This window comes from Limnospira sp. PMC 1279.21 (genome assembly GCF_032349615.1).
Classification (GTDB): Bacteria; Cyanobacteriota; Cyanobacteriia; order Cyanobacteriales; family Microcoleaceae; genus Limnospira; species Limnospira fusiformis.
In genome coordinates this window covers 1-2,313 of sequence record NZ_JARPLU010000329.1, presented here as the reverse complement: position 1 = coordinate 2,313, position 2,313 = coordinate 1, and the positions used below count along the sequence as shown (strand labels likewise).

At 46.2% G+C, this 2,313-nt stretch carries 3 protein-coding genes; all 3 read right to left on the bottom strand.

Going from position 1 to position 2,313, the window contains the following annotated elements; genetic code table 11:
• A partial coding sequence (locus P5683_RS24220) for a MerR family DNA-binding transcriptional regulator (RefSeq protein ID WP_157234530.1) occupies positions 1–86 on the bottom strand: 86 nt, incomplete at its 3' end.
• A gap of 119 nt (positions 87–205) precedes the next feature.
• Positions 206–826 carry a nucleotide exchange factor GrpE gene (gene grpE / locus P5683_RS24215; protein WP_006622145.1) on the bottom strand — a complete coding sequence of 207 codons (621 nt, stop codon included), beginning with the start codon at positions 824–826 and terminating at the stop codon, positions 206–208.
• A gap of 844 nt (positions 827–1,670) precedes the next feature.
• Positions 1,671–2,201, bottom strand: coding sequence for a DNA starvation/stationary phase protection protein Dps (gene dps, locus P5683_RS24210; RefSeq protein ID WP_006622146.1), 531 nt, complete (start codon positions 2,199–2,201; stop codon positions 1,671–1,673).
• Positions 2,202–2,313: the final 112 nt, after the last annotated feature.

Genomic DNA, 2,313 nt, shown 5'->3' with positions numbered 1-2,313 from the left:
TAGCCATTTTCGTCCCATCTGCGGAGTGTTCTTTCATGGACTCCAAGGATTTGGGCGGCTTCCTTGGGTTTGACATATCTGGCAATAGGTTTATCCTCAACTCTTCTCGCTTCTTATACCATATTGCCCTAAAATATTAACCTAATTTGAGATTAAATCATGCTCCTAAATCAGACACAAAGGGTAGTCCATCATGTGGGTTTCCCTAACCTCCCTGAATCCTCAAATTATCATCGGTTGGGACTTTTACCTGGGCGCGCCAGAGAAGACGATCGCCCTTTCGGTAGCCAGCAGAAGTGACAGTCACCCTATCTCCCGGCTGTGCAGTTCCCTGGACTAACTGGTGTAGATGCGGATTGTAGGGAACCTCAGAGGCGATCGGTGCAATTATCTCCACTCCCCATTGTTGCACAAGTCGCTCCACTGGTTTCACCAAAGGCAATATATTTTTGGCAGGAATTTGGGGATTTTCCTCAACTTTTTCGGTAACTTTGGGCCAATTCAACAACCAAGATTCCAAAATATCTAAACTAGCTTGTTCAAATTCCCGACCTACAGACTCCCGCAATTGTTCCATCTCAGCTTGTAGCCGTTCATATTCCTGACGGAAAGCCGAATTAAACCCCGAATAGGCGAAGCTACTCTCCTCCGGGGCGAAAATGCTCAACAGTTCCATCAGAGAAATTCCCAGCCCCTCCGCAATTTTCATTAAAACATCCACCCGGGTCTGCATGACCAAACCCTGACATAGCCGAAAGAACTGTCTCTCCTCGACCCCTGAATATCGGCTTAACTCTCGTATACTGGAAAACCCCGCCCGCCGCATAAGTTTTTGTAACTGCGGGGTATAGTCAGATGATGATGGCGACCCGTTCATGGCTAGACAACCTTGCTGTTGACACTCCTCGTCCTGAAGTCCGAGGATTCTTGGGCCCAATCCTGCCTCCACTAACCTAAGTTAGTTTTGGTCTTACAGTTTCATGTCGTATCCGACTACACCTTTTACAGCAAGCACTCGCTATGGACTACTCCCCAAGCGTAAATTCGGGTATGCCCTACCCTATTTTAAGTTCTATTTTCACCCACAGAAGCCATATTCTTTGTTAGAGAGCAGTGAGGTATTGGGGCAACCTAATGGAAGGTTGGTGACACTAGCCTTTTGACAACGGTCAGTTCGCGTGCCACGACTACACATCTGATTTTCCGCTTCTTTGAGTTTTAGCACAAAGTCGCCCTGAAGTGCAAGGTTTTAAACCCATTTCTCTGATAAATGTAGCCTAGCCCAGATGGTGGTTATCAGCAAGTCTATAACCTGGTAATGACCGGAAAACTCAGGAAAATTTATACAACCGGATGAGTGGGACTTAACGGTTGCCCCAGTGTGTCAACCACAAAAACGTAATTTTGGTAATTTGGCATTTAAGCTATCTCCCAGATGGGGTAATGTTTGCCTCGGTCATGTTAAAGGGGCTTTTTACGTCTAGCTCACTGGAGCTTACAAATCCACTCATCTCGTTCCTTAAAGATAGACGACAGAGCAACAGGCTGGCGCTCACCTGTAGGTGTCATCACCCCCTTAACGTAGGTCTAATCCTGGACCTGCATCGATCATCTCCTTTGAGGAGTAATTTCGGGATCGAGCCGGAAATTATCGGATTTTATGCAAGAGTCTAGTGGCTGGCTAATGGCTGATTAGCATTACCCTGTAGGTGGGCTTCTAAGAACCACAGGCGCATATCAGCAGTGCGGGAAATTTCTGTATATAGGTCTGCTGTGTCTGCATCACCCAGATTATCAGTTTTGTCGATCGCCTCTCGCAGGGACTTAGCATACACACCAAAGCGATCGGCCAAAGCCACAATATGATCTGTGCCATTATCAATATTTAGTGGATATTCTGGTAAAATCGATTCAGACGCTGCCCGACGAGCCGTTCCCATCGCATAACCTCCCAGGGCGGTAACTCGTTCAGCAATCATATCCACATATCCCTCTAATTCCCCTGCTAGTTCATCAAACAACAGATGTAGGGAGTAGAAGTTCAGCCCTTTAACATTCCAATGAGCCTGCTTAACCTGGGTTTTCAGGTCGAGAGTAGTTGCTAAACTTTGATTGAGGATTGTGATAATTTGAGACCGGGTGTCTTCCGGTAAATCTATACGGCTTGAGTACAGTCTAGTTTTGGTAGTGGTGCTAGTCATAAATTAATTACTGATACATTTACGCGACATTTATCCGGCTATTGCCTGACAATGCGATGATAGCACTATTACCCGTTAAGGTAACAGAGGCGGTATCCCGCAAAGCTTTTAG

Coding starts and splice junctions, on each gene's coding strand:
- grpE (WP_006622145.1), bottom strand. CDS start 826: ATGCGGCGGGCGGGGTTTTCCAGTATACGAGAGTTAAGCCGATATTCA.
- dps (WP_006622146.1), bottom strand. CDS start 2,201: ATGACTAGCACCACTACCAAAACTAGACTGTACTCAAGCCGTATAGAT.